The sequence below is a fragment of the Streptomyces violaceus genome (assembly GCF_036014075.1).
GTDB lineage: Bacteria > Actinomycetota > Actinomycetes > Streptomycetales > Streptomycetaceae > Streptomyces > Streptomyces violaceus.
The window spans coordinates 1926775-1952583 of the sequence record NZ_CP107911.1 but is presented as its reverse complement, the minus strand read 5'-3'; the positions used below and the strand labels follow the sequence as shown (position 1 = coordinate 1952583).

The window sequence follows — 25809 nt, the reverse complement described above, 5'->3', positions numbered from 1 at the left end:
CTTGGATACCAGGACCCGATTGAACGCCGAGAAGCTGTGTGATTTATTGAAGGGCGATTTATTGATTCATCGATGGAGAAGTATAGGGTGGTTCAATCCATCAGTGGGGAGTGTGTCGCGTGTCCGTCGAGTCTGTGAGCGCCCAGGGGTTCGCGCGGGAGAGCCTCGCCGTCCTCCAGCAGGTCATCGAGTCCGCCCGCGACGATGTGGCCGCCGCCGCCGACCTGGTCGCCGAGTGCGTGCGCGCGGACGGTGTCGTCCACGCCTTCGGCACGGGCCACTCGCAGGCCCTCGTCCTCGAACTCGCCGGCCGGGCCGGCGGACTGGTCCCCACCAACCGGCTGAGCATCGCCGACCTCGTCCTCCATGGCGGCGAGGACCCGGCCGTCCTCGACGATCCGCTCCTCGAACGGCAGGCCGGGGTGGCGCAGCGGATCTACGACCTCGCCGCCCCGAACCCCCAGGACCTGTTCGTCGTCATCTCCAACTCCGGTGTCAACAACGTCATCGTGGAGATGGCCCTGCACGCCAAGGAGCACGGCCACCGCGTCCTGGCCCTCACCTCCCTCTCCCACACCCGGGCCGTCCCCGCCGCCCACCCCAGCGGCCGCAAGCTCGCCGACATCGCCGACGTCGTCCTCGACAACGCGGCCCCGCCCGGCGACTCCCTGCTCGAACTCCCCGGCGGCGGCTCGGTCTGCGCCCTGTCCACGCTCACCGGCGTGATGCTGGTCCAGATGACCGTCGCCGAGGCGGCCGGACGCCTCCTCGCGGCCGGCGAACGCCCTCCGGTCTACGTCTCGGCCAATGTGCCCGGCGGCTTCGAGGGCAACCTGGAACTGGAGAAGAAGTACGAGGGCCGGATCCGCCGCACCGCGAGCTGAACCGGACCGAACCGAACCGTAGGGACGGCGCCTGGAGCGCTGCTCCAGGAGGCAGCCTGAGCCGGAGTCCACAGGGCGCCGGAGACAGGTTCCGTCCGTGCCATTGACCCCGCCCGCCGCGACTCCCACACTGGCCTGACTACGTAGTCATGCAAGCCCTTCTCTTCAGTGGAGTGCGCTTGACTACGTAGTCCATGCCCCGTGCCATCTCTGGGAGCCCTCATGACAGCGACTGGTGCCGCCGCCGGCGGGCGTCCCCGTCGTGGTCCCGGCATGACCGAGGTCGCACGAGCCGCCGGGGTGTCACAGAAGACCGTGTCGCGGGTCGTCAACGGTGAGCCGCATGTCAGCCCGGAGGTGCGCGACCGCGTCCTGAGGGCCATCCGCGAACTGGACTACCGTCCCAACACCGCGGCACGGGCCCTGCTCCTCGGCCGCTACCGGCGGATCGGCGTGGTCTCGCTGGGCAGTTCGCTCTACGGCCCGTCGACCCTGCTCATCGCCCTGGAGCGGGCCATGCAGCGCGCCGGGTACTCCATCGCCCTGGCCAGCACCCTGGAAGGGCAGAAAGTCTCGGTCGCCGTGGACGCGCTGCTGGAACAGGGCGTGGACGGGGTCGTGCTCTCCGAGCCCATCGACGACGGCACGCCGCTCAGGCTGAGCGCGGACGTGCCGATGGTCAGCGTCGGCGAGGGGGTGGAGCTGACCCGCGGCACCGGGGCCGTGGTCGGCGGCGACGGCGTCGCCGCCGCCCGGATCGCCACCGAGCATCTGCTCTCCCTGGGCCACCGCACCGTCTGGCACCTGCCCGGCCCGCAGGACTGGTGGGCCGCCCGAGACCGTCTGCGCGGCTGGCGCGAGGCGCTCGCCGCCGCCGGCGCACCCGAACCGCCCCTGCCCTCGACCGGTGACTGGAGCCCGGCCTCCGGGTACGCCGCCGGACGGCAGCTCGCTCGCCTCTCCGATGTCACAGCCGTGTTCGCCGCCAACGACGACATGGCCATCGGGGCCCTGCGCGCGTTCGCCGACGCGGGCCGCGCCGTCCCCGGCGACGTGAGTGTCGTCGGCTACGACGACATCCCCGCCGCCGCCTATCTCTCCCCGCCGCTGACCACCGTCCGGCAGAACTTCGCCGCCGTCGCCGACCGCGCCGTCGACGTACTGATCGCCCTCATCGAGGGCCGCCCCGCACCGGCCGAACCCGCCGACCAGGCGGTCGAGTTGACCGTCCGGGCCTCCACCGGCCCGGTACGCGATCCGGGCCCCGCGCATCCCCGCCCGTAGCCGCACCACGTGAGGAGTCACGTGTGTACACCCCACCGTCCCCCGCCCCTCCGACTCGCCGCGCCCTGCTGCGCGGTGCCCTCGGCCTCGGTTCGGCCTCCGCACTCTCCGCCTGCGGAGCGGGCGATACGACCCCCCGCACCTCCGGCGACGTCACCCTTTCCCTGTGGACCCACGACCCGGGTTACGAGGCGTTCTTCGTGAAGGGCGTCCAGGAGGCCGACCGCGCCACCGACTTCCGCTACCACCTGAAGGTCACCCGCTCCGGGCCCTCGGACATCGTCACCAAGCTGCTCGCCCAGGCCGTCGCCGGACGTGGCACACCCGACCTGGTGGGCTTCGAGATCGGCAGCTTCCCGCGCATGTTGCGCGGCGACATCGCCGAGCGGCTGCTGCACGACTTCACGCCCGACATCGAGGCCGTCCCCGGCCTGAAGGACGACCTGCTGCCCGCCCGCATCGCCCCCTTCAGCAGGGACGGCCAGGTCTACGCTTTCGACTCGGACACTCCGATGGTCGTGTACTTCTACCGCGAGGACCTCTTCGACGAGTACGGGCTCCTTCAAGGCGACCAGACCTGGGAGGAGTTCGCCGAGGCCGGAGCCCGGGTGTACCGGGACCACGAGGCGTCGATGTGCGTCGTCTCCACGGTGGGCAGCGACCCGGGCCAGGTCGTGCAGTCCTTCCAGATGCTGCTCTACCAGCGCGGCGGCGCGTTCTTCGACGCCGACGGGAACCTGCGGCTGGACTCGCCGGAGGCCGAGGAGGTGCTGCGGTTCCTCTGCGAGGGGCTGCGCAGCGGGTTCGTCGTCGACGTCGCCGACTACTACGGGGCCGCCATGCAGACGGCGCTGAAACAGGGCCGGGTCATCGGTCTGCCCATGGCCATCTGGTACAAGAACTACGGCCTGCTGCCCAATGTGCCCGAGCAGAAGGGCAAGTGGCGGGTGCGGGCGCTTCCGCGGTTCGCGGCCGGGGGCGGGGTGACCGCCGCGCTCGGCGGTACCGGCTTCAGTGTCATCAAGGACAAGGCCAACACCCGGGCGGCCACGGAGTTCCTCTTCAAGACGTGGCTCACCCACGACGGCCAGGTGCGGCGGTTCGTGGAGACCGGCTATCTGCCGACGCGGCGGTCCGTGTACGAGGATCCGCGGCTGGGTGCGTACGAGGACGAGTTCTGTGGCGGGCAGCGGCTGTTCGGGCTCTATCGCTCGTTGCTGCCGGATGTGCCGCCGTTTCATCAGAGTCCCGACCAGTCGATTCTCTACGACGTTCTGGCGGGCAACCTCTTGCGCGCCTATCGCGGCAACCTGACCCCACGGCAGGCCTTGAAGCAGACCGCGACCGACTTCCGTGACCAGGCCGGGCGTTAGGGGCTGCCGTGATGTGCCGTCGTTGGTCCGCGGCCGCGTCGTGGCTGGTCGCGCAGTCCCCCGCGCCCCTTTCGGGGCGCTGTTCAGGAGGTCCCTCATCATGACCACCGCTGTAGCCGGGCCGAGTCGATCCACCCGCGAGCGCGTCGGTGAGACGGACATGCGGCGTCGGCCGAAGAGGTCCTGGGCGCCCTACCTCTTCATCTCGCCCTTCTATCTCCTCTACGTCCTGTTCATGCTGGTCCCGGTCGGTGTCTCGCTGTGGCTGAGCCTCACCGAGTGGGTGGGGCTCGGCACCCCGCACTGGGTGGGGCTGCGCAACTACCGGCTGCTCGCCACCGACATCAGCTTCCACCGGGCCCTCGGCAACACGGCCGTCTTCGTGCTGGTCTCGGTCTGTGTCATCGTCCCGCTCGCGCTGCTGATCGCCCAGGCGCTCAACACCCGGGGCCTGCGGGCACGAGACCTGTGGCGGACCGCTTACTTCGTGCCGATCGTCGTCTCCCCGATCCTCGTCGCCCTGGTCTTCGGCCTGATCTTCGACCGGCAGTTCGGGCTCGCGAACGCGGTGCTGCGGGCCCTGTTCGGCACCGGTGGCGTCGACTGGCTCGGCGATCCGAGCCTGGCCAAGGTGAGCATCGCCCTGGTCATGCTGTGGCGCTGGACCGGCTACCTCACGGTCTTCTTCCTCGCCGGACTCCAGAACGTGCCCCGGGAGCTGTACGAGGCCGCCGCGATCGACGGGGCCGGGCGGCTGCGCACCTTCACCACCGTCACCCTGCCGGCGCTGAAGCCGGTGACGGCGTTCGTCGTCGTCACGTCCTTCATCGGCGCGGCCCAGATCTTCGAGGAGCCGTATCTGCTGACCGGCGGCGGACCGGCCGAGTCCACCCTCTCGGTGACCATGTTCATCTACCGGGCCGCCTTCCAGCGCCAGCAGTTCGGCTACGCGGCGGCCGCAGCCGTCGTCCTCTTCGTCCTCGTCTTCGGCCTCAGCCAACTCATCAACCGTCTCCTCGGCATCGGGAGGGCCGCCTCATGACACGCGCCCGGCTGCCCCTGTACGGCGTACTGGTCCTGCTGTTCCTGGGCTTCCTCGCCCCGCTGCTGTGGGCGCTGAGCGGCTCGTTCAAGCCGCGCGGCGAGATCTTCGGCTATCCGCCGAAGCTCGTCCCCGACCCGTTCACCCTGGACAACTACCGCACCCTGCTCACCGACCAGCCCTTCGGCCGCTGGTTCCTGATGAGCACGGTGGTCGCCGTCGTCGCCACGACCGTGTCCGTCTTCGTCTGCGCGCTCGCCGGCTACGGCTTCGCCAAGTTCCGCTTCGCCGGGAAGCGGCTGCTGTTCAACGTCATGTTCAGCTCGCTGTCGATCCCGTTCGCGGTGATCCTCGTGCCGCTGTTCGTGATCCTCGTGAAGACCGGGCTCGGCAGTCCGTGGTTCGCGCTGATCGTGCCGTGGGTGGCGCCCGCGTTCGGGATCTTCATGATGCAGCAGTACATCGTGCAGTCCATCCCGGACTCGGTGCTGGAGGCCGCCCGGATCGACGGGGCGAGCGAGTTCGGCATCTTCCGGACCATCGTGCTGCCGCTGCTGCGGCCCTCGCTGGGCGCCCTGGCCGTCTGGCAGTTCCTGCAGAGCTACAACAGCTTCCTGTGGCCGCTGGTGCTGGTCTCCGACAGCTCCCAGTACACCCTGCCGCTGGGCCTGCAGACCCTGTTCGTGTCGGAGCAACGGCAGTACGACCTGGTGCTCGCCGGAGCCGTCCTCGCCGTCCTGCCCGCCGTCGCCCTCTTCGTGATGCTGCGCAAACAGCTCCTCGAAGGCCTGTCCACGGGCGCGGTCAAAGGCTGACTCGCCAACTCACCTGAAGGAGAAGCATGTTCGAGCTGCCCCGACGCGTCCTGTTCGGCGCCGCCTACTACCACGAGTACCAGCCGTACGACCGCCTCAAGGACGACCTCGACCTGATGGCCGAGGCCCGCTTCACGGTGATCCGCGTCGGCGAGTCGGTCTGGTCCACCTGGGAGCCCGAGAACGGCCGCTTCGACCTCGACTGGCTCCAGCCGGTCCTGGACGGCGCGCACGAGCGGGGCATCTCCGTGATCCTCGGGACACCGACGTACGCGGTGCCGCCGTGGCTGGCCCGGCAGTACCCGGAGATCGCGGGGGAGTCCCGCACGGGCGAGCGCATCGGCTGGGGCGCCCGCCAGGAGGTCGACTTCACCCACCCCGCGTTCCGCTTCCACGCGGAGCGGATCATCCGCAAGGTCGTCGGCCGGTACGCCGGCCACCCGGCGGTCATCGGCTTCCAGGTCGACAACGAACCGGGCCTGCACCTCTTCCACAACCACGGCGTCTTCCAGCGCTTCACCGACGAACTGCGTGAACGGTACGGCGACGTGGAGACCCTCAACCGCGAATGGGGCCTGGTCTACTGGTCGCACCGGCTGTCCACCTGGGCCGACCTGTGGACCCCGGACGGCAACGCCCAGCCGCAGTACGACCTGGCCTGGCGGCGCTTCCAGGCCCGGCTCACCACCGAGTTCATCGCCTGGCAGGCCGAGATCGTGCGCGAGTACGCCCACCCCGGCCAGTTCGTCACGACCTGCATCTCCTACGACCGCCAGGGCGTCGAGGACGACCGCCTCACCGAGCGTCTCGACGTCACCGCGGGCAACCCGTACTACACGATGCAGGACGCCCTCGCCCTGCCCGACGTGAACGGCGACGGGCAGCACTGGACGACCAACGGCACCTGGGCGCTGTACCGCAGCGCCGACCGCATGTACTCATCGCGCCAGGAGCCCTACCTGGTCACCGAGACCAACGCGCAGGCCATCAGCGGGCCGTGGGACAACCGCCCCGCCTACGACGGCCAGTGGCGCCAGGCCGCCTGGGCGCTGATCTCCCGCGGCGCCTCGATGATCGAGTACTGGCACTGGCACACCCTGCACTTCGGCACCGAGACCTACTGGGGCGGCATCCTCCCGCACAACGGCAGGCCCGGCCGTGTCTATCGCGAACTGGCCGCATTGGGCGCGGAGCTGGAGAAGGCCGGGGACCTCGTGTCGGCCCTCACCCCGGACGCCGACATCGCCTTCCTGTACGACGGGCCCAGCAAATGGGCGCTCAAGGGCCAGCCTCCGCTCGCCGACGCCGACGGAAACCCGGACGGGAGGTCGTACGAGAAGATCTTCGACGCCTTCTACCGCGGCGCCTTCGACGCGGGACTCCAGGCACGCGTGCTGCACCCCGGGCAGCTCCCGGACGCCGACCTGCCGCCCCTGCTGGTCGTCCCCGCCTACTACGCCGCCGACGACACCGTCCTCGACCGGCTCCGCGCCTACGCCGAGGCCGGGGGCCACCTCGTCCTCGGCCCCCGCACCGGCTACGGCGACACCGAGGCCAGGGCCCGCACCGACCTCCAGCCCGGCCGGCTGGCCGACGCGGCCGGGGTGGCGTACGACGAGTTCAGCAATCTGCGCGACCCGCTGCCCGTCACCGGAACGGACTCCTTCCCCCTCCCGGCCGACGCGCACGCCCTGCACTGGGCGGACGGACTGCGGCCGCAGGGCGCCGAGACGCTGGCGGCGTACACCCATCCGCACTTCGGCCGCTGGCCCGCGGTCACCACGCACCGCCACGGCGCCGGCCGCATCACCTACGTCGGCACCGTGCCCGACCCCGTCTTCGCCCGGGCCCTGTTCGACCGGTACGCCCCGGACGGAGCCTGGCGTCCCGCCCACCCGAGCGTCACGGCCACCTCGGCGACCGCCCGGGACGGCCGCCGCGTGCGCTTCCTGCACAACTGGTCGTGGGACGAGGTGTCCGTGCCGGTGCCCCCCGCCGTGCGGGACGTGCTGTCGGAGACCGTCTACGGCGACACGGTGCCTCTCGGGCCGTGGGACGTGAAGGTGCTTCAGGACGAGGCGCCGTAGCAACCATCCTTCGTGCCCGACCCGCTGCTGGACTACTCACGGGCCGTCACCGGCAGCCTGTTCTTCGTGCCGCCGGCGGGCTTCCTGGAGGCCTTGCCCGAGGGCTGACAGGCCCGTCACCAGGGCTCGCTCAGACGCGTTCCAGCGGCCGGTGCGGTCCGGCGGGGAGCCGCACCTCGATGGAGTCCCCGGGCCGCACCACGCCGCCTTCCCGTACGACGCTCATGATGCCGGCCTTGCGCACGATCCGGCCGGCCTCGTCGCGGCCGACGACCTGCTTCAGCAGCCCGTCCTGGAAGGCGTCGATCTGGACGCAGGGGTTGCGCAGGCCGGTCACCTCCACCACCGCGGTATCGCCGATGTGCAGCAGGGTGCCGACCGGCAGGCCGAGCAGGTCGATGCCGCGCGTGGTGATGTTCTCCCCGAGCTCGCCGGGCGCCACCGCGTACCCGGTCTCGGCGACCTCGGCGAAGAGCTCCTCGTGGATGAGGTGGACCTGGCGCAGGTTCGGCTGGGTAGGGTCCTGGGCGATCCGCGAACGGTGCTTGACCGTCACTCCCGCGTGGACGTCGCCCTCCACCCCCAGCCCCGCGAGCAGGGTGATGCTGTCCCGGTTCGGCTTCGTGAACGAGTACTCGCCGTTGCTGCTGACCGCCGTCACCGTCGCGCTCATGCCTTCGGCCCCCTTCCGTTCGGCAGTGATCCTTTCAGGAGCCTAACCGGTCGGTTGCGTCGCCGTCCGTTCCCCGGGGAACCCCGGCGACCGCAGGACCCGGCGCCCGGCGTCCACCGCGAACACCTCGCAGTTCTCCCGCGCCGCCGCCCACGCGACGCCCTCGGCGCCCATGGCGAAGGCCGCCGTCGCGACGGTGTCGGCCTCGGTGAGGGTGGGAGCGACGACCGTGAGGCTGAGCAGCCCGGTCGCCGGGCGGCCGGTACGTCCGTCGATGATGTGGTCGCCGCGCTCGTAACGGGCGGACGTCGCGACGGCCCGGTCCGTGAGGTCCAGCACCGTGCACAGCCGGTCGGCGTGTTCGGGATGGCGTACGCCCACGCGCCATGGGCCGCCGGCGGCGACCACGTCACCGCCCGCGTTGAGGCAGAAGCGCCGCGCCCCGGCCGCCGCCAGCAGCGCGGCCCCCTTCTGCACCGACCAGCCCTTCACCACGGCGCAGGGATCGAGGCCGCGACCGGGCAGGCGTACGTCGAAGGCGCCCCCGGTCGCGACCCGGTACTCCTCGCACAGGTCCAGGACCTCCCTGAGCGCCGGGCTGGGCTCGGACACCTCGCCCCGGTCCAGGCGCGACACCTCGCTGTCCGGCCGGAACGGGCTGAACCGCGCGTCGACCTCGTGCAGCCAGACGAAGAGGCCGTCCACCGCCGCCTCGGGGAAGCCCTCGTCGTCGACGCGTACCGACACCGGGAACCCCATGACGTGCTCGACGCGCCGCATCCGGTCAGCCCCTCGCGTCGATGGCGGCCTGGAGCGACTCCTTGTAGCCGTCGCTGGTGATGGTGGCGCCGGACACCGTGTCGATGTCGGCGCTCTGTGCCTGGAGCGTCTCCTCGATCAGCTGGGGCACGGCGGCCGTGGTCTGCGGATGGTCCGGCTGCTGGAGCATCCGCACCGAGGCGATCTTGTCCCCGTCGAAGGTGACCTCGACCTGTACCGGGCCCTTCTCGGTGTCGATCGTGGACCCCGAGACGACGGTGGAGGTGGTTCCGCCCGACGACGACGCCGAGGGCGTGGACGCCGGCGCCGCGGCCTCCGTGGCGGTCGACGACGACCCGGTGTCGTGCGAGGGCGCGTAGCGCCAGACCGGGATCAGGCCCGCGACGCTGAGGACGAGGACGGGTATGGCTCGCTTCACGAATCTCTCCTCGTCATCCGGCCAGGCTGAAGCGTTCGAAGTGGATCTGCGCCTTGGGCACGTCGAGTTCGCGCAGGCTGCCGAGCACCGCGTTCATCATCGGCGGCGGGCCGCACAGGTAGACGTCCCGGCCGGCGATGTCCGGCACCAGGCGGGCGAGTTCCCGCGGCGCCAGCCGGTCCGGCACGGGCGGGCCGGTCACCAGGTGCAGTTCGGCGCCCTTGGCGAGCGCGAGGTCGCGCAGTTCGCCGTAGAGGACGGCGTCCTGGTCCGTGGCCACCCGGTAGATCACGACCGCGTGGCCGTGCAGCTCCTCCAGCAGGGCCCGGATCGGCGTGACACCGACGCCGCCCGCGATGAGCAGGGCGTCCGGGCGGGTGCGGTGCAGGGTGGTGAAGGCGCCGTAGGGGCCCTCGGCGAACACGCGCGTGCCGACCTTCAGGTGCCGCAGGGCCGCGCTGCCGTCGCCCGCGCGCTTGGCGGTCAGCCGGAGCGTACGGCCGTCCGGGGCGGCGGACAGCGAGAACGGGTTGGCCTGCCACCAGCGGTCCTTGGTCAGGAACCGCCACAGGAAGAACTGGCCGGCCCGGGCGGGCAGCCGGCCGAGGTCGCGACCCGTGATGTAGATCGAGACGACGTTGTCGCTCTCCGGGACGACGGCCGTCACGCGCAGTCGGTGACGGAGGTTGCGCCACAGCGGCAGCACCAGGCGGCCCGTGAACACGGCGGCCAGGGCCACGCCCCACACGGCGTACCAGTACGTCTTCGCCGTGGACGACGAGGTGAACGTCGTCCCCGCCGCGACCTGGTGCGTGAACGCCAGCACCACCGCGACGTAGGTGTACAGGTGGATGAAGTGCCAGGTCTCGTAGGCCAGCCGGCGCCGGGCGGAGCGGGCGGAGACCACGCCGACCACGATGATGATCGCCAGGGCGGTGATCGCGCGCAGCACGCCCTCGACGGTCTCGGCGAGGTCCACCAGCTGGTTCACCGGGTCCAAGGACGAGGACTGGGCGTAGCCGAAGACGATGAACACCGCGTGCGCGAGCAGCAGCCACAGCACCGAGAAGCCGGTCCAGCGGTGCCAGGACGTCAGCCGGTCCATGCCGATCCGCCGGTCGAACCACGGCAGCCGCGCCACCAGCAGCAGCTGGAACGCCATGAGCAGCGAACCGTACAGCCCGGTCAGCCGGCCCAGCACGATGAGCGTGTTGGAGGCGAAGCCGGCCTGGACGAAGAACACGGCCACCACGACCGCGTTGGCGAGCAGCACCGCGTACAGGCCGGTGCGCCCCACCACTGTGGGGCGCACGCCCTGGCGGGTCGCCGCGGGAGGTTGTCGGAGGGTCGTCACGGTCGGCAGCTCCTTGATCGGATCCTGGGACACCGAGCTTGTCGCGGGGGAGCTGTCGAAATACTGTCGCTCAACTTTCAAGTGTTTATCGATCGCGCGACGAAGGGGCGGACGGCTATGGAGGCGAGGGACAGGTGAAGCACTATGAGCGGGTGGAAAAAGTACGCCTCCTCGTCGTCGACGACGACCCGCCCATCGCCGATCTCGTCGCGACCGTCGCCCGCTACGAGGGCTGGGACGCGGTCACGGCGTACACCGGCGAGGACGCGCTGAAGCGGGCCGCCGAGTTCCACCCGGACATCGTGGTGCTCGACCTGATGCTGCCCGGCGTGGACGGCTTCGGCGTCCTGGACCGGCTGCGCGCCTCCGGGACGATGGTGCCGGTGGTGTTCCTCACCGCGCGCGACGGCGTCGCCGACCGGGTCGCGGGCCTGACGCGGGGCGGCGACGACTACCTGGTCAAGCCGTTCGCCGTGGAGGAGCTGATGGCCCGGCTGCGGACCGTGCTGCGGCGCAGCGCCGGCCCCGCCTTCCAGCGGTCCGTACTCCAGGTCGGCGACCTGACGATGGACGAGGACACCCGCGAGGTGCGGCGCGGCGAGCGACCGCTGTCGCTGACCCCGACCGAGTACGAGGTGCTGCGCTACCTCATGCGCAAGTCGCCCACCGTGCTCACCAAGGCGCAGATCCTCGACCACGTCTGGGAGTACGGCTTCGGCGGCCGCTCCAACGTCGTCGAGCTGGTCGTCAGCCGGCTGCGCCGCAAGCTCGACGAGACGGACGACGGCGGCGCGCCCCTGATCCACACCGTGCGGGGATTCGGGTACGTGCTGCGGCGGGCCTCCGAGTGATCGCCCGGCTGCGGCGGACCTACCGCAGGATGCGCCTGGGCACCCGGCTGGCCCTGGGCCTCGGCGCCCTGGCACTGGTCGTGTTCGCCGTCGTCGGCACGGCCCTGACCACGTACATGCGGGACTATCTCTCGGCCCAGCTCGACACCCAGCTGGCACAGGCCCAGATCGCCCAGTCCAAGAGCATCGCGGACTACGGCACGCTCTCGGGCAAGAAGTACTACAGCTGGTTCTACGCCGTGTACGACGTGTCGGACGGCACGCCCGAGCTCCGCAGGCCCGAGGACCCCGCCGACCTGCCGAAGGACGTCGACGACTTCACCTCCATGGCCCGGGCGCAGACCACCGCGCACACGGAACTCCTGCGCACCGAGCACCTCAAGGGCGCCGGCTCCTACCGGCTGCGCGCCTGCCAGGTCGAGCCCGGGGTCGTCCTGGTCAGCGCCGCGCCCATGGAGGACATCGAGGACACGGTCGGGCAGCTGATCACGATCCAGGTCGTCACCTTCGGGGCCGCCCTGCTCGCTCTGGTCGTCTTCGGCCGCCGGACGCTGCGCCGCGGACTGAAACCGCTGAGCGACATGGCGTCCACCGCGCACGGCATCACCTCGCACGACCTGACCGAGTCGGCGGCCCGGCTGCCGCTGCGCGCCGACGGCCGGGACGGCGGACCCGAGGTGGACGAACTGCGGACCGCCTTCAACACGATGCTGGAGCACATCGACGACTCCCTCGCCGTGCGCGCGGAGGCCGAGCAGCGGCTGCGCCGGTTCGTCGCGGACGCCTCGCACGAGCTGCGCACCCCGCTGATGTCGGTACGCGGCTACGCGGACCTCTTCCAGTACGCCGCCGCCAACGCCCCGGAGGAACGCGACCGGCACCTGGCCCGGCTGCGCGCCGAGGCCGCCCGGATGGGCGTCCTCCTGGACGACCTGCTGCTGCTCGCCCGGCTGGACGCGGCGGAGGTGGAGGAGCCGCTGCGGCTGGAGGACGCCGACCTGGCCGAGTTGGTGTGCCAGGCGGCTGACGCCTTCCGCGCGGGCCGCCCCGGCCACCCGCTGACCGTGCTCGTGGGGCCGCGTCCGGTGCGGCTGCGGATGGACCCGCTGCGCATCCGGCAGGTCGTCGACAACCTCCTCACCAACGCCGCCGTGCACACCCCCGCCGGGACGAAGGTGTCCGTGGAGGTGTGCGTCGCGCCCGGTTCGGCCGAGGTGCGGGTCGCCGACACCGGTCCGGGCATCCCGCCCGACGACCGGGCCCGGGTCTTCGACCGCTTCTACCGCGTCGACAAGGCCCGCAGCCGCGACCGCGGCGGCAGCGGCCTCGGCCTCGCGGTCGCCCAGTCCCTGGTCCGGGCGCACGGCGGCCGCATCGAGCTGGACAGCGAGCCGGGGGCGACGGCCTTCACCGTCCGCCTGCCACTGAACGGGAACGGGCCACCGGCCGCCCCGGGTCCGGAAACCACCGCCGTCTAGACTCGTCCGGCAACAGCCCGTACGACCATGGCCAAAAGTCTCCGCCAACCCGAAGGGGCCCCGGCGCCTTGATACGGATCGAATCAGTCACCAAGCGGTACCCGGACGGCACGGTGGCGGTCGACCGGCTCTCCATGGAGATACCCGACCGCTCGATCACCGTCCTCGTCGGACCGTCGGGCTGCGGCAAGACGACGACCCTGCGCATGATCAACAGGATGGTCGAACCGAGCGAGGGAACGATCCTCCTCGACGGCGAGGACATCCAGCGGCAGCCCGTCACCACCCTGCGCCGGTCCATGGGGTACGTCATCCAGAACGCCGGCCTCTTCCAGCACCGCACGATCGTCGACAACATCGCGACCGTGCCCCGCATGCTCGGCTGGGGCAAGCAGAAGGCCAGGGCCCGGGCGGCCGAACTGATGGAGCGCGTGGGCCTCGACGCCGCGCTCGCCAAGCGGTACCCGTACCAGCTGTCCGGCGGCCAGCAGCAGCGCGTCGGCGTGGCCCGGGCGCTCGCCGCCGACCCGCCGGTGCTGCTCATGGACGAGCCGTTCTCGGCGGTCGACCCCGTGGTGCGCAAGGTCCTCCAGGACGAACTGCTGCGCATCCAGGACGAGCTGGGCAAGACCATCGTCTTCGTCACCCACGACATCGACGAGGCGATCAAGCTCGGCACGATGGTCGCCGTGCTGCGTGAAGGCGGCCACCTCGCCCAGTACGCGCCCCCCGCCGAGCTGCTGGCGAGCCCCGCCGACGCCTTCGTCGAGGACTTCCTCGGCGCCGACCGCGGCATCCGGGGCCTGTCGTTCTTCCCGTCCGCGGGGCTCACGCTGACCACCGACCCGGTGATCCCGGTCGACGCCACCGCCGAGCGGATCGCCGCCCCCGGCGCCCCCTGGCTCCTGGTGACCGACGCGGACGGCAGGCCGCTCGGCTGGAGCACGCCGCAGGATCTGGCGGCCGGGGACATCAGGACGGACCAACTCCTGTCCTACGGACGGCCGTTCGTGCCCGGCACCGACTCGCTGCGGGCCGCCCTCGACTGCGCCGTGCTCTCCCCGACCGGCTGGGCCGTCGCCGTGGACGCCGGCGGACGGGTGACCGGAGTGGTCGCCCAGCAGACCATCGGCGAGGCGATCCGCAGCGCCCACGCGGCGCGGCGCGACGACGAGCGCGACGACGAGAAGGTCGCCGCCGGATGAGCGACTACCTCCACGACTTCTTCGACATCCCGAGCGACCTCCAGCACAGCTGGTTCGGGCTGATCGGGCTGCACCTGCGGGAGGCTCTGCTGCCGGTGGCGGCCGGACTGCTCCTGGCGCTGCCGATCGCCCAGCTGTGCGTGCGCTTCCGCTGGCTGTACCCGCCCGTCCTCGGCCTGACGACCGTCCTGTACGCCATCCCGTCCCTGGCTTTCTTCGTCGTGCTCATCGACTACACCGGGCAGACCGAACTCACCGTGATGATCCCGCTGGCCGTGTACAGCCTGGTGGTGCTCGTCCCGGCGATCGTCGACGGGGTGCGCTCGGTGCCCCCGGAGACCCTGGCCGCCGCCACCGCCATGGGCTTCGGGCCCGTACGGCGGTACTTCCAGGTGCAGTTGCCGATCGCGGTACCGGCGATCATCGCGGGCCTGCGGGTGGCGACCGTGTCGAGCATCTCCCTCGTCAGCGTCGGCATGCTGATCGGCAACCAGGGCGCGCTCGGCAACCTGCTCCACGACGCGCAGATCTACAACCGGCCCGAGCTCACCTGGAACTCCGTGATCACCACGGCGCTCCTGGCGATCCTCGTCGACGCCCTGCTGGTCCTCGTCCGCGTGCTGCTGACGCCGTGGATGCCGAGCGGGACGGTCCGCCGCAAGCCTGCGCCCGCCCTCAAGGACGCCGCCCGGTGAACGTACTCAACTTCGTCAACGCGTTCTTCAGCGACAGCGCCCACTGGCAGGGGTACGACGGCATCCCGGCCCGGCTCGGGGAGCATGTCCAGTACACCCTGGAGGCGCTGCTCCTCGCCGCCGCGATCGGACTGCCGGTCGGCCTGGTCACCGGTCACTACGGGCGCGGCGGCAACGCCCTGTCCCTGGTCGCCACCGCCGGGCGGGCCCTGCCCAGCTTCGGTCTGCTGGTGCTGATGACCACCCTGCTGGGGTTCGGGATGCTGCCCGTGATGATCCCGCTGGTCATCCTCGCCGTCCCGCCGATCCTGGTCACCACCTACGAGGCGATGCGTTCCGTCGACCCCTCGCCGGTGGACGCCGCCCGCGGCATGGGTATGCACGAGTCCCGGATCCTCTTCCAGGTGGAACTGCCGGTCGCCCTGCCGCTGATCCTGAGCGGCCTGCGCTCGGCGGCCATCCAGATCGTGTCGACGGCCACCATCGCCGCGTACGTCAGCCTGGGCGGCCTCGGCCGGTACATCGTCGACGGCCTTTACCAGCGCGACTACGAGAAGGTGGTGGGCGGCGCGACGCTGGTGGCCGTCCTCGCGCTGGTCACGCTCGCGCTGTTCTGGGCGGCGGCCCGGATCGCGGTGTCGCCGGGTGTGCGCAGGAGATGACGCCAATTGGTGACCAAGCTGCTCTTGACTGACCGAATATCCGCTGGCTTGGATCAGTGGGTGATTACTACACGGAAGAGCAGCACCCGGTCCATAACGAGGCACCCCGGCGCGGCAGCGGTCGCGCTGGCCGCGGCGGCAGCTCTTCTCGGGGGCTGTTCCTCCGGCGGCACCTCCGACGACCCGCTCAAGGGCGGCGGGGCGGAGGGCGGCGCCGTCGTCGTCGGCTCCAACAACTTCGCCGAGAGCATCCTGCTCGCCGACATCTACGGCGAGGCCCTCAAGGCCAAGGGCATCAAGGTCACCTACAAGCCCAACATCGGCAGCCGGGAGACCACGTACGGTCTGATGAAGAACGGCAGCGTCACCGTGCTGCCGGAGTACAACGGCTCCCTGCTGGCCTACCTCGACGCCAAGGCCAAGCCGAAGACGGTCGAGGAGACCACGACCGCCATCAACGGCAAGCTCGACTCCAAGCTGGAGCTGCTCAAGCCCTCGGCCGCGCAGAACAAGGACTCCGTGACGGTCAACGCGGAGACCGCGAAGAAGTACAAGCTGACCGCGGACTCGTCCATCGCGGACCTCAAGGACGTCGCCGGGGACCTGGACTTCGGCGGTTCGCCGGAGTTCCAGACCCGGCACCAGGGCCTGGTGGGCCTGAAGTCGGTGTACGGGCTGGAGTTCAAGTCCTTCAAGTCCCTCGACGCGGGTGGCCCGCTGACCCAGACGGCGCTGAAGAAGAACACCGTGCAGGCCGCGGACCTCTTCACCACCGACCCGACCATCGCCCGGGACAAGTTCGTCGTCCTCAAGGACCCGGAGAACCTCTTCGGCTTCCAGAACGTGCAGCCGCTGGTCCGCAAGGGCGAGCTGTCCAAGGAGGGTGCCGCGGCACTCGACGCGGTCTCGGCCAAGCTCGACACGGCCGCGCTGCTCGACCTGGACGCGAAGGTCCAGCTCGAGAAGCAGGACCCGCTGGACGTGGCCAAGGCATGGCTGAAGTCGGCGGGCCTGACCTGACGCTCCGGTCCCACGGCCCGGGCGGTGCGCACCGCCCGGGCCGCGCGATGTCTCGCTAGGCCTGAACGGCCGACGCGATCAACTGGTCGATCAGGGCGATCAGCACGTCCCGGCACGACTCCCGGTCCCGCGCGTCGCACAGCAGCACCTGCACATGCTCCGGCACCGCGAGCGCGTCCCGGATGTCCTCGGCCGGATACGGGTGCTTCCCGTGGAAGCCGTTGACCCCGACGACGAACGGGATCTCCCGGCGTTCGAAGAAGTCGATCGCGGCGAAGCTGGACTCGGGTCTGCGGACGTCGACCAGGACCACGGCCCCCAGTGCGCCGAGCGCCAGGTCGTTCCACATGAACCAGAACCGCTGCTGCCCCGGCGTACCGAACAGGTACAGCACCAGCTCCCGGCTGATGCTGATTCTGCCGAAGTCCAGGGCCACGGTGGTGGCCCGCTTCTCCTCGATGCCGTCGAGGTCGTCGATGCCCAGACCGGCCATGGTCAGGGGTTCCTCGGTGCGCAGCGGGGCGATCTCGCTGACCGACCCGACCATGGTGGTCTTGCCCACGCCGAACCCCCCGGCGATGAGGATCTTGACCGTGTCGGGTGCCGAGGACGCGTCAGTGACGGGGTCAGAGCCGGCCAAGGCCGTCCCTCACTTTCTGCAGCAGGTCCAGGTCCGGAGCAGTACGGGAAACGAGGCGCGGCGGGCGGACGGTGATCCGGCCCGCCTCCAGCAGGTCGCAGAGCAGGATGACGACCACGCTCACCGGCAGGTCGAGCCGGGCTGCCAGCTCCGCCACGGCGAGCGGCTCGGCACACAGCCGGAGGATCCGGGTGTGCTCGGGCTGGCACCGGGCCGTGGCGGCCGGCGGCGGATCGACCGCGGTCACCGTCGCGATGAGCGTGAAGTCGGCACGGCTGGGCCGGGTCCGGCCGCCGGTCAGCGCGAACGGCCGGACGAGCCGGCCCGCCGAGTCGCCTTCGCCCACCTCACACGCCTGGGTCGACGACGGGTCCGGCCATGCCCCGCGGTGCCGCGCTGAGGTGCTCGCCGATCTTCTTCACCAGCATGTTCATCTGGTACGCCACCACACCGACGTCCGCGCCCGGCCCGGTCAGCACGACCAGATGGGCGCCGGGCCCGGCGGAGGTCAGGATCAGATAGCTGTTGGCCATCTCGATGAGCGCCTGGCGCACCGGACCGCCCCGGAAGTCCATGCTGACGCCCTTGCTCAGGCTCATCAGGCCGGACGCGGTCGCCGCGAGCCGCTCGGCGTCGTCGCGCAGGAACCCGGTGGACTTGCTGACCACCAGGCCGTCCTCGGAGAGCACCACGGCCTGGTTGACGTCGGCGACCCGCTCCACGAGTCCGGTCAGCAGCTGGTCGAGCTGGGTGTGCGTGGCGGGGATGGGGCGTGTCATTGCGGTGTCCTTCGTCAGCGGTCGGCGGGCGGAGTCGAGGGGACGGCGTCGGCGGCGGCCTGCCGGGGTGGTGCGGCCGGGTCCTCGTCACGGGCCCGGAGCGTGCCGCGCTGGAAGCCGGCCAGGGAGGAGGCGGCGGCTTCCGCGGTGAAGTCGTCGAGGGAGCTGTCGTCGTCGGGCGCGGACTCTTCGCGCAGTTCCTCCACCAGGCTGGTCTGCGGCACGCGGCGGGGGAGCGGGGCGAGACCGTCCCCGCGGGGGGTGGAGGCACCGGCGGGGACGGTCCGGGGCGCGGCGAGCGGCCGCGGCTCGCGAGCGGAACCGGCGTTGCCGGCGCTGTCGCCGGTACCGGTGGCGCTGTCGGAGACCTCGGCGCGCTCGGCACCCACCGAGCTCTGCCCGTCTCCGGAGTCCTGCCCGTCTCCGGAGCTTCGCCCGTCTCCGGAGTCCTGCCCGTCTCCGGAGCTTCGCCCGTCTCCGGAGTCCTGCCCGTATCCGGGGCTTTGCCCGTCTCCGGAGTTCTGCCCGTCCACCGAGCTCTGCCCGTCGCCCGAGCCGCTCTCGTCCACCGAGCCCCGCCCATCGTCCGAGCCCCGCCCATCCTCCGCGCCTCCGCCGTCCTTCGGCCTGCTCGCGGCCGGGACGCCGGCCCCCCGAGGGCCGCCGACGGCCGCGAGGCTGTGCGTGCCGTTCAGGGCCTTGGCGTTCCGGGCGCCGGGTGTTCCCGCGTCCGGGATCTCCCGCACCACGATGTCGTGCGGTATCAGCACGATCGCCGTGGTCCCGCCGTACGGCGACGCGCGCAGGGTGACGGCGATGCCGTGCCGGTGGGCCAGCTGGGCTATCACGAACATGCCGAGGCGCAGGTCGTCGGCGAGCGCGACCACGTCGAACTGCGGGGGCACCGCGAGCTGTTCGTTGAAGGACGCGTAGTCCTCCTCCGACATGCCGAGGCCGCGGTCCTCGACCTCGACGGCCAGGCCCTTGGCGACCATCCCGGCCCGCACCGTGACGGGGCTCGGGGCGGGGGAGTACGCGGTCGCGTTGTCGATGAGCTCGGCCAGCAGATGGATGACGTCGGCGACCGCGGGCGGGGCGACGTACACCTCCTCCTCGGTGTGCACCTCCACCCGCTGGTACTCGGCGACCTCACCGACCGCGCTGCGCAGGATGTCCATCAGCGCGACCGGCTCGGTCCAGCTGCGGCCCGGCCGTTCGCCGCTGACGATGACGAGGTTCTCCTCGTAGCGGCGCAACTGGCTTGCCGTGGAGTCCAGTTCGTACAGGCCCTTGAGGATGTCGGGATCGCTGTGCTCGCGCTCCAGCGCGTCGAGCTTGCTCAGCTGGAGGTTGACCAGGTTCTGGCTCTGCCGGGCGATGCCCAGGATGACCTTCTGGAAGCCGCGCCGGGTGTCGGCGAGTTCGACCGCGGTGTGCACGGCCGTGCGCTGGGCGGTGTTGAACGCCTGGGCCACCTGGCCGAGTTCGTCGTGCCCGTAGTCCAGCGGGGTCGTCGCCGACTCCGGGTCGACCGTCTCGCCCCGCTCCAGCCGGGCCACCACGTCCGGCAGCCGCTCCTTCGCGAGGCTGAGCGTGGCCAGGCGCAGACCGCGCAGCCGCCGGGACAGCGAGCGGGTGATCCGCCAGGACATGCCGACGCACAGCAGCAGTGCGAGCAGGCCGCCGGCGCTCAGGGACGCCGCCTTGATCAGCGTCCCGTCCGCCTTGTCGGCGCTGCGTTCCAGCAGTCCCGTCGTCTGCTGCTCGATGAGAGTCGCGTAGTGCGCGGACAGCTTGTCCATGGCGGCGTTCCACCGCTTCTGCGCGTCCGGCAGGGCGATCCGGTCCGCGTCGGCGCTGGAGTTCCGGGCCGCCAGCACCTGGTCCTCGATCGACTGCAGCGTCTGCCACTCCGGGCTCGCCAGGATCCGCTCGGTCTCTGCCTTGGCCTGGCCGGTCAGCTGGGGCACGACCTGGTCCTGGACCAGCCAGCGCCGGGTGTTCACGAGTTCCGCGTACTGCACCCACGCCTTGTCGTCCAGATGCCCGGACGGCCAGGCCAGGGTCAGTTGCGCGTCCTCCCGGGAGACCAGCTCCGCCGCGTGCTCCAGCGCGACCAGCGGGCCGGCCTGCGAGGTGAGGTCGCCGTCGTCGACCTGGGAGAGCTCCTGGAAGGCGTGGATCTGTTCGTCGATGATCGAGGAGTACTGGTCCAGCGCCTGCTGGGCTGTGATGTCGGTGGGGTTGTCCACCTGGTCCCGGTAGTACTCCAGGCTGCCGACCGATCCCAGCACCGAGTACAGCCGGTCGGAGACGCGGGAGGGCGCCTTCTCGATCGCGTCCGCCTGCCCGACCAGCTTCGCGACCGCCTTGTCGGTGTCCTCGCGCTGGTTGTCGAGGGCGGTCCGGGAGCCGTGCGGCGAGGCCAGCCAGGCGGCCGACAGGCTGCGCTCCCGCTGCAGCGCCAGCGTCGCGTCGGTGCCCATGGCGCCGGTCGACCGGCTCAGCTCCGTCTGGTCACGCAGCCGCAGGCCCTCCGAGAACATCTGGATCGTCGTCACGCCCCACATGGCGGCGAGGGTGACGCCGGGCACCAGGGCCAGCAGCCACAGGGAGAGGCGTATGGAACCGAGACGGCGCCGGGCACCTGTCCGTCGAGACATCGTCGTCCTAGGGCGATCAGCGGGGAGCGAGGAACGGGGAAGCGGAACGGTCGGGGAGGGTGGGGGACGGGCGCGGGGGTGGGGGCGTGCCGGGCACGGCACATGGGATGCGCAGGATGTTATCCGTACAAGTGGGCGTGCGAACCGGGCCTGACCGAATCTTTGGCGACACCGTCACAGGAAGTGTCCGGTCACCGGGTCCCGGCGGCGGCGAACCGGGCCACAACGGACACGTTCGACCTGGTCACGAACGCGGGTCCGGTGAGCACCGGAGCCGTCCCGCCGCCGCTGATGTTGCCGTTGGTGCGGTACAGCCACAGGGCGTCCACCGCGAGGTAGCCCTGCAGATACGGCTGCTGGTCCACGGCGAACTGCACATCGCCGTCCTGGACCGCCTTGACCAGGTCCTTGTTGAGGTCGAAGGTGGCCACTTCGGCTCTGCTGCCGGCCTGCTCGACGGCCTTGACCGCGCTGAGCCCGTACTGGGCGCCCAGGGTGACGACCTCGTCGATGCTCGAGTCCTGTCGCAGCCGGGACGCGATCGTGGCGGTCACCGCGTTCATGTCGGCGCCGTCCACGTACAGGTTGTCGGTGTCGCCGCGGAACGTCTTCCGCACGCCGGCGCAGCGGGCCTCCAGCGCCACGTTGCCCCGCTCGTGCACCACGCACAGGGCGTGCTTGGCCTTGACCTCGTCCAGCTTGTCGCCGACGGCCCGGCCCGCGACGGACTCGTTCTGGCCGAAGTACTCCAGGAGTCCCGTCGGCCGCCAGGCGTCGATGCCGGAGTTGAGCCCGACGACAGGGATGCCGGCCGCCTTGGCCTGGGCGACCGGGCCTCTCATCGCCGCCGGCTTGGCCAGCGTCACGGCGATCCCGTCGACCTTGTCGCGGACCGCGTCCCGCACCAGCGCGGCCTGCGCGGCCGGGTCGGAGTCCCCGGCGTACGTCAGGTCGATGCCGTCCTTGGCGGCCGCCGTCTCGGCGCCTCTGCGCACCAGGTCCCAGAAGGCGTCGCCCTTGCCGCCGTGCGTGACGAGGGCGACCTTCATCCCGCCGCCGGACGTGTCTGCCGTATCCGCCGCGTCGTCGGCCGCGCCGAGGACGGAGCAGCCGGACACCAGCAGACACGCGGCGGAGGCCAGGGCCACGGTTCGGGAGAGTCTCACGGTGGTGGGCTGCGGGGGAGGAGTGTTCATGGGGGGTGGACCTCGCTGTGCGGCCGAGCAAGAGCAGGGTGAGAGCACAGCGGGGCCGAAAACCGCACGACCCGATGACTCTCGCTGGCTCGGAGCCAACCGTGTGTGACCACTGGTCGTCAAGTGAGCGGCCACAAGCCGTGAGTTGATGCTGCCGCATCGTGATGATCCGTCCGACGGGCCGAACGGCGAGGTCAGGGCCTCTTCCCCGGCTACGGCTTGCGCGCCACCGCCCCGTACATCGCGATGTCCTCGTCCCGGATCCCGAGACCGGAGTTTTCCGTACCGTCCGTGCGGTTCGGGCGCCACTTGTGGACCTGCGCGATGCCGGGCTCCACCAGGTCGAGGCCCTCGAAGAACTCCGCCGCCTCGGGGAGGGTGCGCAGCCGCATCGGCATGCCGCGCGCGGCGTACTCCCGGGCCACGCGGCCGACCTCGTCCGGGGCGAAGTCGGCGGTGCCGACGGACATCGCGAGGCAGCTGCCCGACGGCAGCGGGTCGAGGAGCCGGCGGACGATGCCGACGGCGTCGTGCTCGTCCAGCATGAAGTGCACGATCGCGATGACGGTCAGCGCGACCGGCTCCGACAGGTCGAGGGTGTCCCGGAACCCGGGGGCGCCGAGGATGTCCGCCGGGTCGCGCATGTCCGCCTCGACGTACGCCGTCCTGCCCTCGGGCGTCCCGGCCAGCAGGCCCTGGGAGAGGGAGAGGACGAGCGGGTCGTTGTCGACGTAGACGACCCGCGCGTCCGGGGCCGCCGCCTGGGCGATCTCGTGCAGGTTGGGCGGGGTCGGGATGCCGGTGCCGATGTCGAGGAACTGGTGTATCCCCGCCTCGGCGGCGAGATACCGCACGGCGCGGTGCATGAAGTCGCGGTTGGCCCGCATGTGGACCGGCAGGGCGGGCCATTCGCGGCACATGGCGTCGCCCGCCTCCCGGTCGGCGGGGTAGTTGTCGTCGCCGCCGAGGATGTAGTCGTAGATCCGCGCGGAGTGCGCGCTCTCGGTGTCGATGCGGTGCTCCGGCATCCGGGCCTCCCAGTACGCAACTCGCCTGTCACCGACCACAGCCGGACCGATGGGCGCGATTCCATCACTCATGGCCCCGCGGGGGAAGAAACGGCTTTCCGAGGAGGGCGCCGGGGGACCGGCCTCCGGAGAGCCGGGTCTCCGGGATCCGGCGCCCTCCGCGGTGCCCGTCAGCCCGTCAGGACCGGCAGCGTCCGATGGCCGTGCGAGATGAACGAGTCCACCGGCCGCAGCTCCTCGGCCGGTACGGCGAGGGTGAGGCCGGGGAACCGCGCGAACAGGGCCGGCAGGGCCACGCGCGCCTCCAGCCGGCCGAGCGGGGCGCCCAGGCAGTGGTGGACGCCGTACCCGAAGGCCAGATGGTCCTTCGCGGCGCGGGTGACGTCGAAGACGGCGGCGTCCGGGCCGTGATGCTCCGGGTCGCGTCCGGCGGCGGCGTACGCGGCGAGGATCGCCTCGCCCTTGCGGATCACCGCGCCGTCCGGGCCGCCCAGTTCACCGAGGGGCAGATCCTCGACGGCGTACCGCAGCGGCAGGCTGGCCACCGGTGCCTCGACCCGCAGGGTCTCCTCGATCACATCGTCCCAGGAGGCGCGCCCGCTGCGGACGTGCTCGAGCTGGTCGGGGTGGGTGAGCAGCGCGTGGACAGCGTTGTCGAGCAGGTTGACCGTCGTCTCGTGACCGGCGCTGATCATCAGCATCAGTGTGTCGAGCAGTTCCTGCTCGCTGAGCCGCGTGCCGCCCTCCTCCTCGTGGGCCGCGATCAGCGCGGAGGTGAGGTCGTCGCCGGGCGCCGCCCGCTTCGCGGCGACGAGTTCACCGAGGACGGCGTAGAACCGGGCGTAGATGTCGGCGACCTCGGCCGCGTCGGCCGAGGTGTGGAAGACGCCGTCCACCACGACCCGCAGCTCGGCCCCCAACTCCTCGGGAAGTCCGAGCAGTTCGCCGATGACCTGGATGGGCAGCGGGTAACAGAACTCCTCCCGCAGATCGACCGCGTGGCCGTCCGCTCCACCGCCGGCCCCGGCCTTGGCGACCCGGTCGAGCAGCGCCGCGGTGATCTCCTCGATCCGTGGCCGCAGCGCGTTGGTGCGGCGGCCGGTGAACGCCTTGGAGACAAGGGCGCGCAGCCGTTTGTGGTCGGTGCCGTAGGCCGTGAACATGTTCTGCACCGCGACCCAGGTGAACAGCGGCCAGTCCGCCGATACCTCGCCGTCGATCCAGCGCTGCCAGTGCCGGCGCGGGTCCTTCGACACCCGCGGGTCGGTGAGCAGCCGTTTCAGAAGCGGGGTGCTGCTGACCGCCCAGGCCGGGACACCGTGGGGGAGTTCGACGGGGGTGACGGGTCCGCGCTCGCGGATCCGGGTCGCCTCGCCGTGGATGTCGCGGCCGGTCGGGTCGATCACAATCGGGTGGGTCTGATCCATCGGACTCTCCCTGGGCTGAAGGCTGTTCGTACGCCGCGCGCCCGCCTCGTGGGCGAGAGCGCGACACGTCCAGCCAAGTGGCCGCGGCCGGGCGACGCCAGGGGGTGGCGGATCACTGGCCTGAAGGGGAGCACTGGCCCGATTCAGACGGTCTGGCCGGCCTCCCGCTCCAGGGGCCGCGCCACGGCCGCGGCCTTGGCCGCCCTCCTGCGCTGCCGCCGGCTGACGCGCGGCTCCTGGTCCGGGAGCCAGCCGAAGGTGAGGCAGCTGCCGACGATGCCCAGGAGCATGCCCACGAAGAAGCCGCCCAGGTTCGAGGTCATCCAGGTCGCCAGTGAGACCAGCACCCCGATGACCGAGTAGAACAGGCGCTGGGAGGGGTTGAAGAGGATCAGTACGCCGCACAGCAGCATCACGGCCGGAAACAGATAGCCGGCCAGACCCTGCATGCCGACGTGCAGGATGACGTCCAGCGACGCCTTCAGGGTGAGCAGGACCTCCGCCCCGCCCAGGGCGAGCAGCAGCCCGCCCCAGAAGGGGCGGCCCGCCCGCCACCGGCGGAAGGCGGGCCGGAACGTCCCGTGTGAGCCGCCGGGCATCAGCAGCCCGACTCGCTGAAGCCCAGCTTCAGCCCGGGCAGCTTGAACACACCGGCCGTGGTGGCGTAGTTGGTCTGCCTCAGGTTCTTGATGCGCACGGTGTCGGACTGCTGGCTGAAGACGCCTATCGGCCCCTTGCCCAGCGGGCCGGCCTTGTTGAGCTTGCTGGCGTCGTTGCCGATCTCGATGTTGGTGAAGGCCGCGTCGCCCGAGAGCTGCGTGGAGTCCGTGGTCAGGTCGGTGGCCCGGACCTTCTTCGCACCTTCACCCGCCCTGATGATCAGGTTCGTGCCGCCCAGGTCCACGCTCTGGCACAGCTTGGTGAGGGTCGCGTCCTTGATCACGGACGTGACGACCAGCACCTGGCCGCCGGTCTCACCCGCGTTGGGGCTGCCCTCGGCCATCTCGTCCAGGCCGCCGAACTGCGCGAAGCCGTTGCCCTTCAGCTCGGTGGCGGTGACCGTGAAGGGCATGCCGGAGATGGCGAACTGCACGCCAAGGGCCCCCTCGGCGGTGAGGACCGCGAGGCCCGCGGCGACCAGGGTGGCCGGCACCGCCATCACCGCGGCCCGGCGTGCCCGGACCCGCCCGCGGCGCGCGGGAACGTCACCGACGTCCACGGCGGCGGGGCCGTCCGGTCTTTCGGGGGTGTGCTCGGCGGAGGAGGTCATGTCTGCTCCAGGTGCGTCGGTGCGGATCGGACTTCGGTGGCACGTTGCCCTGGCGCGGACACCGACCGCGTACGTACGTCTCCCCGCAACTCCCGGCGGTTGCAAGGGTTTTCTCGTTACGCCGCAGTAGCCGACTCGGAAGTTACCGGGGGTTACATGAAGGGTCAAGGGAAGTGTGAACAAAG

25 protein-coding genes are annotated in these 25809 nt (G+C 71.1%); 12 read left to right on the top strand and 13 right to left on the bottom strand.

The genetic code is table 11. The annotated features are described in order from the left end of the window. Positions 1 to 119 precede the first annotated feature (119 nt). The 6 genes from OG542_RS08770 (at position 120) to OG542_RS08745 (ending at position 7485) form a co-directional block, all read left to right on the top strand. Complete coding sequence (locus OG542_RS08770; RefSeq protein WP_328409672.1) at positions 120 to 884, top strand: SIS domain-containing protein; 765 nt, start codon at positions 120 to 122, stop codon at positions 882 to 884. A 222-nt stretch (positions 885 to 1106) separates the two neighbouring features. Further along, complete coding sequence (locus OG542_RS08765) at positions 1107 to 2168, top strand: LacI family DNA-binding transcriptional regulator (protein WP_328409670.1); 1062 nt, start codon at positions 1107 to 1109, stop codon at positions 2166 to 2168. A 23-nt stretch (positions 2169 to 2191) separates the two neighbouring features. Beyond that, positions 2192 to 3541: an ABC transporter substrate-binding protein gene (locus OG542_RS08760; RefSeq protein WP_328409668.1), complete on the top strand. Its 1350-nt coding sequence runs from the start codon at positions 2192 to 2194 to the stop codon at positions 3539 to 3541. Positions 3542 to 3641: 100 nt separating this feature from the next. Then, positions 3642 to 4583, top strand: a complete 942-nt coding sequence (locus OG542_RS08755; RefSeq protein WP_328409666.1) for a carbohydrate ABC transporter permease — start codon at positions 3642 to 3644, stop codon at positions 4581 to 4583. Beyond that, positions 4580 to 5398 (top strand): carbohydrate ABC transporter permease, encoded by an 819-nt coding sequence (locus tag OG542_RS08750; RefSeq protein ID WP_328409664.1) that lies wholly within the window; start codon positions 4580 to 4582, stop codon positions 5396 to 5398. The genes OG542_RS08755 and OG542_RS08750 overlap by 4 nt, the downstream gene beginning before the upstream one ends. A gap of 26 nt (positions 5399 to 5424) precedes the next feature. Continuing rightward, positions 5425 to 7485 carry a beta-galactosidase gene (locus tag OG542_RS08745; RefSeq protein ID WP_328409662.1) on the top strand — a complete coding sequence of 687 codons (2061 nt, stop codon included), beginning with the start codon at positions 5425 to 5427 and terminating at the stop codon, positions 7483 to 7485. A gap of 130 nt (positions 7486 to 7615) precedes the next feature. Here OG542_RS08745 and OG542_RS08740 read toward each other — a convergent pair whose 3' ends face one another. The 4 genes from OG542_RS08740 to OG542_RS08725 are packed head-to-tail and all read right to left on the bottom strand — an operon-like array spanning position 7616 to position 10656. Then, positions 7616 to 8158 (bottom strand): MOSC domain-containing protein, encoded by a 543-nt coding sequence (locus OG542_RS08740; RefSeq protein WP_328409660.1) that lies wholly within the window; start codon positions 8156 to 8158, stop codon positions 7616 to 7618. A gap of 42 nt (positions 8159 to 8200) precedes the next feature. Beyond that, a complete protein-coding gene (locus tag OG542_RS08735) occupies positions 8201 to 8938 on the bottom strand; it encodes an FAD:protein FMN transferase (protein WP_311128317.1) in 738 nt (245 codons plus the stop codon). A gap of 4 nt (positions 8939 to 8942) precedes the next feature. Beyond that, a complete protein-coding gene (locus OG542_RS08730) occupies positions 8943 to 9356 on the bottom strand; it encodes an FMN-binding protein (protein ID WP_328409657.1) in 414 nt (137 codons plus the stop codon). Between the two features lie 13 nt (positions 9357 to 9369). Continuing rightward, complete coding sequence (locus OG542_RS08725; RefSeq protein WP_408057855.1) at positions 9370 to 10656, bottom strand: ferredoxin reductase family protein; 1287 nt, start codon at positions 10654 to 10656, stop codon at positions 9370 to 9372. Positions 10657 to 10862: 206 nt separating this feature from the next. On the opposite strand from OG542_RS08725, the gene OG542_RS08720 reads away from it, so the two are divergent. The 6 genes from OG542_RS08720 (at position 10863) to OG542_RS08695 (ending at position 16621) form a co-directional block, all read left to right on the top strand. Continuing rightward, the gene (locus tag OG542_RS08720) at positions 10863 to 11561 is read left to right on the top strand and encodes a response regulator transcription factor (protein ID WP_311128320.1); all 699 of its coding nucleotides are present in this window, start codon (positions 10863 to 10865) and stop codon (positions 11559 to 11561) included. After that, the gene (locus OG542_RS08715; protein ID WP_328409652.1) at positions 11558 to 13039 is read left to right on the top strand and encodes a sensor histidine kinase; all 1482 of its coding nucleotides are present in this window, start codon (positions 11558 to 11560) and stop codon (positions 13037 to 13039) included. Before OG542_RS08720 ends, OG542_RS08715 begins: the two co-directional genes overlap by 4 nt. Before the next feature lie 68 nt (positions 13040 to 13107). Next, a complete protein-coding gene (locus OG542_RS08710) occupies positions 13108 to 14244 on the top strand; it encodes an ABC transporter ATP-binding protein (RefSeq protein WP_328409649.1) in 1137 nt (378 codons plus the stop codon). After that, positions 14241 to 14939 (top strand): ABC transporter permease, encoded by a 699-nt coding sequence (locus OG542_RS08705; RefSeq protein ID WP_184589221.1) that lies wholly within the window; start codon positions 14241 to 14243, stop codon positions 14937 to 14939. The genes OG542_RS08710 and OG542_RS08705 overlap by 4 nt, the downstream gene beginning before the upstream one ends. Beyond that, positions 14936 to 15601 carry an ABC transporter permease gene (locus OG542_RS08700; RefSeq protein ID WP_328409646.1) on the top strand — a complete coding sequence of 222 codons (666 nt, stop codon included), beginning with the start codon at positions 14936 to 14938 and terminating at the stop codon, positions 15599 to 15601. Before OG542_RS08705 ends, OG542_RS08700 begins: the two co-directional genes overlap by 4 nt. A gap of 63 nt (positions 15602 to 15664) precedes the next feature. Next, the gene (locus OG542_RS08695; RefSeq protein WP_328417840.1) at positions 15665 to 16621 is read left to right on the top strand and encodes an ABC transporter substrate-binding protein; all 957 of its coding nucleotides are present in this window, start codon (positions 15665 to 15667) and stop codon (positions 16619 to 16621) included. Positions 16622 to 16676: 55 nt separating this feature from the next. Here OG542_RS08695 and OG542_RS08690 read toward each other — a convergent pair whose 3' ends face one another. From OG542_RS08690 to OG542_RS08650, 9 genes are all read right to left on the bottom strand, one after another. Further along, positions 16677 to 17261, bottom strand: a complete 585-nt coding sequence (locus OG542_RS08690) for a GTP-binding protein (protein ID WP_184589215.1) — start codon at positions 17259 to 17261, stop codon at positions 16677 to 16679. Continuing rightward, entirely contained in the window at positions 17248 to 17607 is a 360-nt protein-coding gene (locus tag OG542_RS08685) for a DUF742 domain-containing protein (protein ID WP_328409642.1), read from the bottom strand. Before OG542_RS08685 ends, OG542_RS08690 begins: the two co-directional genes overlap by 14 nt. A gap of 1 nt (position 17608) precedes the next feature. Next, on the bottom strand, positions 17609 to 18040 hold the full coding sequence (locus tag OG542_RS08680; RefSeq protein ID WP_020271575.1) for a roadblock/LC7 domain-containing protein: 432 nt from the start codon (positions 18038 to 18040) through the stop codon (positions 17609 to 17611). A gap of 14 nt (positions 18041 to 18054) precedes the next feature. Further along, positions 18055 to 20703: a nitrate- and nitrite sensing domain-containing protein gene (locus OG542_RS08675; RefSeq protein ID WP_328409640.1), complete on the bottom strand. Its 2649-nt coding sequence runs from the start codon at positions 20701 to 20703 to the stop codon at positions 18055 to 18057. A gap of 191 nt (positions 20704 to 20894) precedes the next feature. After that, on the bottom strand, positions 20895 to 21899 hold the full coding sequence (locus OG542_RS08670; RefSeq protein ID WP_193476640.1) for a substrate-binding domain-containing protein: 1005 nt from the start codon (positions 21897 to 21899) through the stop codon (positions 20895 to 20897). A gap of 212 nt (positions 21900 to 22111) precedes the next feature. Then, entirely contained in the window at positions 22112 to 22927 is an 816-nt protein-coding gene (locus tag OG542_RS08665; RefSeq protein ID WP_328409638.1) for an SAM-dependent methyltransferase, read from the bottom strand. A 170-nt stretch (positions 22928 to 23097) separates the two neighbouring features. Beyond that, entirely contained in the window at positions 23098 to 24354 is a 1257-nt protein-coding gene (locus tag OG542_RS08660) for a cytochrome P450 family protein (protein WP_328409636.1), read from the bottom strand. 143 nt (positions 24355 to 24497) lie between these two features. Next, positions 24498 to 24953: a DUF6114 domain-containing protein gene (locus OG542_RS08655; protein WP_328409634.1), complete on the bottom strand. Its 456-nt coding sequence runs from the start codon at positions 24951 to 24953 to the stop codon at positions 24498 to 24500. Continuing rightward, positions 24953 to 25624, bottom strand: coding sequence for a DUF6230 family protein (locus tag OG542_RS08650; protein WP_311128329.1), 672 nt, complete (start codon positions 25622 to 25624; stop codon positions 24953 to 24955). The genes OG542_RS08655 and OG542_RS08650 overlap by 1 nt, the downstream gene beginning before the upstream one ends. Positions 25625 to 25809: the final 185 nt, after the last annotated feature.